This is a genomic window from Rhizobium sp. SEMIA 4085, from assembly GCF_013004495.1.
GTDB classification, from domain to species: domain Bacteria; phylum Pseudomonadota; class Alphaproteobacteria; order Rhizobiales; family Rhizobiaceae; genus Rhizobium; species Rhizobium gallicum.
This window is the reverse complement of the sequence record NZ_JABEPH010000315.1, coordinates 1-7,320: the sequence shown is the minus strand read 5'-3', so window position 1 is coordinate 7,320 and position 7,320 is coordinate 1. Positions and strand designations below refer to the sequence as shown.

At 60.1% G+C, this 7,320-nt stretch carries 7 protein-coding genes and 2 pseudogenes; 3 read left to right on the top strand and 6 right to left on the bottom strand.

Translation table 11 applies throughout. The features are described 5' to 3' along the window. Positions 1 to 164: 164 nt before the first annotated feature. The 3 genes and pseudogenes from C9413_RS24695 to C9413_RS24685 all read left to right on the top strand — a co-directional run. Positions 165 to 392, top strand: a pseudogene (locus C9413_RS24695) (acyl-CoA dehydrogenase family protein); the annotation flags it as partial. A gap of 260 nt (positions 393 to 652) precedes the next feature. Next, positions 653 to 1,114, top strand: a complete 462-nt coding sequence (locus C9413_RS24690) for a membrane protein (protein WP_040115343.1) — start codon at positions 653 to 655, stop codon at positions 1,112 to 1,114. Further along, positions 1,111 to 2,478, top strand: a complete 1,368-nt coding sequence (locus C9413_RS24685; RefSeq protein WP_170251022.1) for an FAD-containing oxidoreductase — start codon at positions 1,111 to 1,113, stop codon at positions 2,476 to 2,478. The genes C9413_RS24690 and C9413_RS24685 overlap by 4 nt, the downstream gene beginning before the upstream one ends. A gap of 38 nt (positions 2,479 to 2,516) precedes the next feature. Here the strand turns inward: C9413_RS24685 and C9413_RS24680 are convergent, their stop codons facing one another. The 6 genes and pseudogenes from C9413_RS24680 to C9413_RS24655 all read right to left on the bottom strand — a co-directional run. Then, positions 2,517 to 3,560, bottom strand: a complete 1,044-nt coding sequence (locus tag C9413_RS24680; RefSeq protein ID WP_040115341.1) for an NAD(P)-dependent alcohol dehydrogenase — start codon at positions 3,558 to 3,560, stop codon at positions 2,517 to 2,519. A 121-nt stretch (positions 3,561 to 3,681) separates the two neighbouring features. Next, positions 3,682 to 3,825: a hypothetical protein gene (locus tag C9413_RS24675; protein WP_170251021.1), complete on the bottom strand. Its 144-nt coding sequence runs from the start codon at positions 3,823 to 3,825 to the stop codon at positions 3,682 to 3,684. After that, positions 3,822 to 4,568 (bottom strand): ABC transporter ATP-binding protein, encoded by a 747-nt coding sequence (locus tag C9413_RS24670; RefSeq protein WP_040115340.1) that lies wholly within the window; start codon positions 4,566 to 4,568, stop codon positions 3,822 to 3,824. The genes C9413_RS24675 and C9413_RS24670 overlap by 4 nt, the downstream gene beginning before the upstream one ends. Next, positions 4,565 to 5,422: an ABC transporter ATP-binding protein gene (locus C9413_RS24665; protein ID WP_040115339.1), complete on the bottom strand. Its 858-nt coding sequence runs from the start codon at positions 5,420 to 5,422 to the stop codon at positions 4,565 to 4,567. The genes C9413_RS24670 and C9413_RS24665 overlap by 4 nt, the downstream gene beginning before the upstream one ends. Further along, positions 5,419 to 6,348 (bottom strand): ABC transporter permease, encoded by a 930-nt coding sequence (locus C9413_RS24660; RefSeq protein WP_170251020.1) that lies wholly within the window; start codon positions 6,346 to 6,348, stop codon positions 5,419 to 5,421. The genes C9413_RS24665 and C9413_RS24660 overlap by 4 nt, the downstream gene beginning before the upstream one ends. A gap of 5 nt (positions 6,349 to 6,353) precedes the next feature. Beyond that, positions 6,354 to 7,320: pseudogene (locus tag C9413_RS24655) on the bottom strand (ABC transporter permease); the annotation flags it as partial.

Here is a 7,320-nt window from a genome sequence, read left to right as displayed (position 1 = left end):
TTTCGTCTCGCACGCGGTTCGTAGTGCTAATGGATTCTGGGCTGCGCGCGCCCGCTGGAGCTTTTGTGCATTTTTTTCGAAGGGAGGGGCCCACGCAGATTATCCCACTGGTCAGCTGGGCGGCGGCGTAGGTGATGTATAACACCCAGACGGAGGTGGCCCCCCCGCCGGTGGAACTCACTTCAATCCTCAAACGCAACTCCTGCGGCAAGGCACTCGACATTGCGCGCACTGCCCGCGATATGCTCGGCGGCAATGGCATCTCCGACGAGTTCGGCGTCGCCCGCCACCTCGTCAATCTTGAGGTCGTCAATACCTACGAGGGTACGCATGACATCCACGCCCTCATCCTCGGCCGCGCCATCACGGGAATTCAGGCCTTCGCGAACTAGCGTCCCGCCCGGCGGCGCCAGAGCGTATAGGCAACCGAAACAACAACACCTACCACGATGCCGCGCGCAACGTTGCCGTAGGTGACCGAGCCCTACCCCTAAGGTGATGCCGATCGCGATCGGAAATGCAAGATCCTTATCCATTCTAAGCTTCTCTCCGCATTTCGGAAATGGGCCATGGGGCGTGAATTGCAACCGTTTGGAGATTGTGCAACGCTGCCGTCGCCGATAGAGCGCCAATAGGGGAAGGGGTTTCTCGTATGCTTCTATTCCTTGCATTTTTGATCGGAATTATTGCCGGCCTAAGGGCCATGACTGCGCCCGCCGCCGTTGCCTGGGGCGCCGCACTTGGCGCCTTCAACGTTTCTCAGACGTCTCTCGCCTTTATGGGCTACCGATGGACGCCGTGGATTTTCACGGTGCTTGCCGCCGTCGAAATGATCACCGACCAATTGCCGACAACGCCAAGCCGCAAGGTGCCGATGCAGTTCGGCGCCCGTATCATCATGGGCGCATTGGCAGGGGCCACGATCGGCGCTTCGGGTGGTTTTCTGACAGCCGGGCTTATCGCGGGCATCCTCGGTGCCGTTGTCGGAACGCTCGGCGGTGCCTTTATCCGTGGCAAGCTTGCGAAGGCTTTCGGCAAGGATTTGCCGGCGGCACTTATCGAGGATGCCGTCGCCATCGGCGGCGCGCTGTTGATTGTGGTGGCCGTGCCATGAAAAGTTACGACGCGATCTTTATCGGGGCCGGTCAGTCCGGCCCCTTCCTCGCCGCCCGCATGTCCGAGAAGGGCATGAACGTAGCGCTGATCGAGCGAAAATATCTCGGCGGTACTTGCGTCAATGCCGGCTGCATGCCGACGAAGACGCTGGTCGCCAGTGCCCGGGCCGCCCATGTCGCGCGCCGCGGCGGCGACTACGGCGTGAAGATCACTGGCAACATCGAGATCGACATGATGATCGTGCGCCCGCGCGCCGAAACCGTTACCATGAACGCCCGCAACGGCCTGATCAGTTGGCTTGCCAACATGGAAACAATGGACGTGATCTACGGCCAGGCCAGATTTACCGGTCCGAAGACAGTCATCGTCAATGGCAAGATGCTGTCGGCGCCGCAAATCTTTCTGAATGTCGGTGCCCGCCCGGTCATTCCGGATTTTCCCGGTATCGAAGACATCGACTATCTCACAAGCACGTCGATCATCCACCTCGACACGCTGCCACGCCACCTCGCCGTTATCGGCGGCAGCTATATCGGTCTCGAATTCGCGCAGATGTACCGTCGCTTCGGCGCCGAAGTCACCATCATCGAACGCGGGCCGAGACTTGCCTCCCGCGAAGACGAGGATATCTCCGACGCAATCGCGCAGGTTCTCGGCGCGGAAGGTATTGCGGTTCACACTCAGGCAGATCGTATCGCATTCGTAAAGAATGGCGATGCGGTTGCCGTCAGCACCGGCGCCGGCAAGCCGGCGGTCGAGGCAAGCCATGTGCTGATTGCAACCGGCCGCAGGCCGAACACCGACGATCTCGGCCTCGATGCCGCCGGCGTTCTGACGGACAAGCGCGGCTACATCACGGTGGACGACAGGCTGATGACCAATGTCGAGGGCATCTTCGCGCTCGGCGACTGCAACGGCCGCGGAGCCTTTACGCATACGTCCTATAATGATTTCGAGATCGCCGCGGCTAACCTGATTGATGGTGGCGATCGCAAGGTGAGCAGCCGCATTCCCGCCTATGCACTTTATATCGATCCGCCGCTTGGCCGCGTCGGCATGACGGAAAAGGAAGCGCGCGCTTCCGGCAAAAAGATCATGGTCTCGTCCCGCCCGATGAGCCGCGTCGGTCGTGCCAACGAGCGAGGCGAGACCATGGGTTTCATGAAGATCGTCGCTGAGGCCGAAACAAAGCGAATCCTCGGTGCCGCAATCCTTGGCATCGAAGGCGACGAGGCAATCCACGGCATCATCGATGCCATGAATGCCGGAACGACCTACCCTGCCCTGCAATGGTCGGTGCCGATCCATCCGACCGTCTCGGAACTGATCCCGACGGTGCTGGGAGATTTGAAGGCGATTTGAAAATTACCTCTCTGCGCCGGAAAGACGTTGAGAGGTCCTTATTCCATCACGATCTGCAGCTTGACATCCGTCGGCCGCGCTTCGACGGCGCGATCGAAAGCCTTGATCGAGTCCTCGAACTGAAAAACCCCCGAAATCAGCGGTTTGAGGTCGACGCGGCCGGAGCTGAGGAGTGCGATCGAGCGCTCGTACTGGTGCGCGTAGCGGAAGACCGTTTCGATGCGGATTTCCTTGGTCGAAGCCGTAGAAACGTCGAAGCCGACAGGACTCACCGGCAGGCCGACGGCAACGATGACCCCTCCGGGGCGCGCCAGATCCATGATCGTTTCCCAGGCCTTTGGCGACCCGGAGCACTCGAAGATCACGTCTGCGCCCCAGCCGGCGGTCAGCCGGCTCACCTCTTCGGTGAGATTATTCTCGCGAACGTTGACCGGAATGACGCCCTGATACTGCGCGGCGATATCGAGCTTCGGCTGGGCGAGATCGGCAACAATCGCCCGGGCACAGCCCCCAGCAAGCGCGGCAATCGCCACCATCGTGCCGATCGGGCCGGCGCCGAGGACGACGGCCGTGTCGCCGGGTGCGATCTTTGCTTTGGCCGCGGCCTGCATGCCGACCGCAAATGGTTCAACCATCGCGCCTTCCGCAAAGCTAACATTGTCCGGCAGCTTGTAGGTATAGTTGGCGGGGTGAACCACTTCCGGTGTCAGAACGCCGTGAACCGGGGGCGTCGCCCAGAAGGTTACGGCAGGATCGACATTATACATGCCAAGCCGGCTTGCCTTGGAGTTCGGATCGGGGATGCCCGGTTCCATGCAGACGCGGTCGCCGGCTTTCAGATGCGCCACGCCTTCACCGACTGCGACTACTGTACCGGCCGCTTCGTGCCCAAGCACCATCGGCTCACTGACCACAAAGGGCCCAATCCTGCCGTGCGTGTAATAATGCACGTCCGAGCCGCACACGCCGACGGTATGGATCTTGATCTTCACCTGTCCCGGCCCGGTTTCCAGCGATAGATCGATATCGCGAAGGGCAAGCTCATGCTGACGCTCCAGTACCAGCGCGCGGACTTTGGCCATATGTCGGTTTCCTTCCCTGATGGTTCGTCCGATTCACCCGGACGTTTGACCGACTATACGACCCGCCAGGCCCGCAGTTCAACAGAATTGCGAGGCTTTTGCTCGCAATGTGATGAATTGCTCAGTCAGCCGCGGCCTCCGGCCACTGCGCAAGCTTGGTGCCGATGGCAAGCAGGCCGAGATAGAATCCCGAAGTAGCCGAGCCTGGCCACCAACGCGCCGACCTCCTCCATCCGGTGTCATCGCCCGAATAAAACTCAGTCAATGCGTCCTTCCGTAGTTTCTGCTGGCATCCAGCAGGTGCCGAGAATAGCCATGCTCGACGGCTCCTTTTCGCAGCCGTTCGATATCCACCTCTTCGACGATCTCGCCTGCCTCCATGATGGCGACGCGAGCGCACATGTGGGACACGACGGCCAGATCGTGGCTGACGAGCAGATAGGTCAGACCGCGCTCCTTGCGCAGATCTTCCAGCAGATTAAGAATTTCCGCTTGAACCGATACGTCGAGCGCCGACGTCGGTTCGTCGAGCAACAGCACGGCCGGATTAAGCACGAGGGCTCGGGCGATGGCCACGCGCTGACGCTGCCCTCCGGAGAGCTGGTGCGGGAAGCGGTAGGTGAGCGACGGATCGAGGCCAACCGCCAGCAGCAGGGCATCCACGTCCACCGAGTTGGTGGCAAGGCCCTGGTTGCGGAGCGGCTCCTTAAGCTGCGAGCGGATTGTCTTGCGGGGATGAAGTGAACCGTAAGGGTCCTGAAAAACCATCTGCACACGCCGGAAGAACTGCCGGTCGCGCTGCCGATCCAACGTGTCTCCATCCACCTTGATCCGGCCTTCGTAATTCGGGTTGAGCCCGGATATTGCCCGCAGGACCGTGGACTTTCCGCAGCCGGATTCACCAACCAGACCGAATGCCGTGCCCCTCTTGATGAGAAGGCTGACGTTCCTGACGACCGGCCTCTGACCGGAACCGAAACGAATCGTGAGATTGTTAATTTCGATCAATGCGGCGTCTCCAAAGTGATGTCATCGAACCAGGCCGGATCGCGCTTCAATACCGGCAGTCGGGCGGGCGGATTTTCGATCGACGGCAAGGATGCCAGCAGGCCTTGCGTATAGGGATGCCTTGCATTCTCTAGATCAGACGCCTTGAGAACTTCGACGACCCGCCCGGCATACATGATGAGTACGCGGTCGCAGAAGTTCCGGACGAGGTTCAGGTCGTGACTGATGAAGATCAGCCCGAGGTTGCGGCGGGCGACGAGTTCATCAAGCAGTGCCAGGATTTCGAGCCGCACCGTCACATCGAGGGCAGACGTCGGCTCGTCGGCAATCAGAACCTCTGGTTCTGCAATCAGCATCATCGCGATCATGACCCTCTGACCCATGCCGCCTGAAATTTCGTGTGGATAGAGCCGAGCCACCCTTTCGGCATCACGGATCTGGACCGCTTCAAGCATCTCGATCATTTTCCGGTCAGCCTGTTTTGCAGTCGACTTCGGATAGTGAAAGCGAAAGGTTTCGGCGATCTGCTCGCTGATCCGCATGACAGGGTTCAGAGAATATTTCGGATCCTGCAGGATCAGTCCAATACGCCGTCCCCTTATCATCATCATCATACGCTCGTCAGCCTTGAGCAGATCCACGTCGCGAAACGTCATCCGCTCGGCGCGGACGACTGCCGTTAGCGGCAGCAACTTCATGACGGCGCGCCCGACGGTCGACTTGCCCGACCCGGATTCGCCGACGATGCCTAGTTTTTCGTGTCCTAGCGAGAAGCTGACGCCGCGCACGGCGCGCACGGTTCCGCCGCCGAAGGCAATCTCGAGATTGCGGATGTCGATGAGGGAAGACGTCATTCCGAACCTCTCGGGTCAAGAACGTCGCGAAGGGCATCGTCGACAAGATTAAACGCAAGGCTGACCAGCGCGATGGCAATGCCGGGCGCTGCGATGACCCATGGACTGTCGAGCATGAATTCACGTCCGGTCGCGGCCATTGCTCCCCATTCCGGCCAAGGCGGCTGCGCGCCAAGACCGAGGAACCCGAGGCCTGCCGCCGTGATGATGATGCCGGCCATATTCAGGGTCACGCGAACGATCACCGAGGGAATGCACATCGGCAGGATGTGGCGGGTGATGATCGCCATTGGCGTCGCCCCTTGAAGACGCACGGCAGCGATGAAATCGGCCTTGCGCAGACTGAGCGTCTCGGCGCGCGCAAGCCGGGCGATTGGCGGCCATGCCGTCAACGAAATTGCGATGATCGCGTTGGTGATGCCGGGACCGAGTGCCGCTGCAAATCCCAACGCCAGCACCAGGCCTGGAAAGGAAAGGAAGATGTCGGTGATGCGCATCAGGACTTCATCGACGATACCACCGAAATAACCCGAACAGGTGCCGATCAGAAGACCCATCGGAGCGACGATGACGGAAACCAGCATGATGATGTAAAGCGTCGTACGCGCACCGTAGATTACCCTTGAAAAGACATCGCGGCCAAAATTGTCGGTGCCGAGCCAATGTTCTGCCGAAGGGGGTGCGAGCCGCCCTGCCATATCCTGGACGATCGGATCGTAACGCGTCAGCAATGGCGCAGCGAGCGCGACCAGGACCAGCAGGCCGATGATGGCGAGCCCCGCCAGACCGAGGGGATGAAGGCGGAACTTCAGCCAGCCCTGATGGAATTGCTGCGCTGAAGACTGAAACCGGCCCTGTGGCTCGGGCGCAAGCAGCCATCTGCGAAGGCTGCTTGCGTGATCTGCATGTTCGGCGGACAGTGTCATCGGCATCACCGTGTTCTCGGATCAAGAATGCGATAAAGGACATCCGAAAGGATGTTGATGGTTAAGAAGACGGCGCCGATCGTCAGCACAGCGCCCATCACGACGTTCATGTCGTTCATCTGAAGTCCGCGGGTGAGATACTGGCCGAGTCCGGGCCAGCCGAAAACGGTCTCGATGAGCACTGCCCCTTCAAGGAGGCCCCCGAAGGTGAGCGCCATGATGGTCAGAAGTTGCACGCGAATATTTCTGAAGGCATGACGCCAGACGACCTTCCGCAGCCCAAGCCCCTTCGCTCTCGCCGTTATAATGTATTCCTGGCCGAGCTGCTCCAGCATGAAGCTGCGTGACATGCGGCTGATATAGGCCACGGAATAGTAGCCAAGGATCGTGCCCGGGAGGATGATGTGTCCGAGCGCGCTTCGAAATACGTCCCACTGTCTCTCGATTGCCGAATCGATCAGGAGAAAGCCGGTCACCGGCGTGACGAGCCCCTCGTAAAATACGTCAACCCGGCCAGATGCGCCGACGAGCTTCAACTTCGCATAGAAGACGAAAAGCGCCATAAGCCCGGTCCAAAAGATCGGAATGGAGTGGCCGGCAAGCGCGATGATGCGTGCGATGTGATCAATGATCGTGCCACGCCTGACAGCAGCGGTGATACCGAGTGGGACGCCGACGAGAGCGCCGACAATCATGGCGATGACGGCAAGCTCAATGGTTGCGGGGAAGATGGTCAGCAGATCGGTGAGGATCGGCTGACCGGTCGTTGCGGATGTGCCGAGGTCGCCCGTTGCAACCTTCTGCACATAGTTTAGGAATTGCACCCAGATCGGGCGTCCCAGTCCCAGCTCGTTGTAGACGCGATCATAGACCGCCTAGCGGACCTCCGCTCCGGGGATGGCAAGAACAGGGTCGGCAGGCAGCAGACTTGCGATGGAAAAGGCGAGGAAGAGAAGGCCAAGGCGTGGGGGG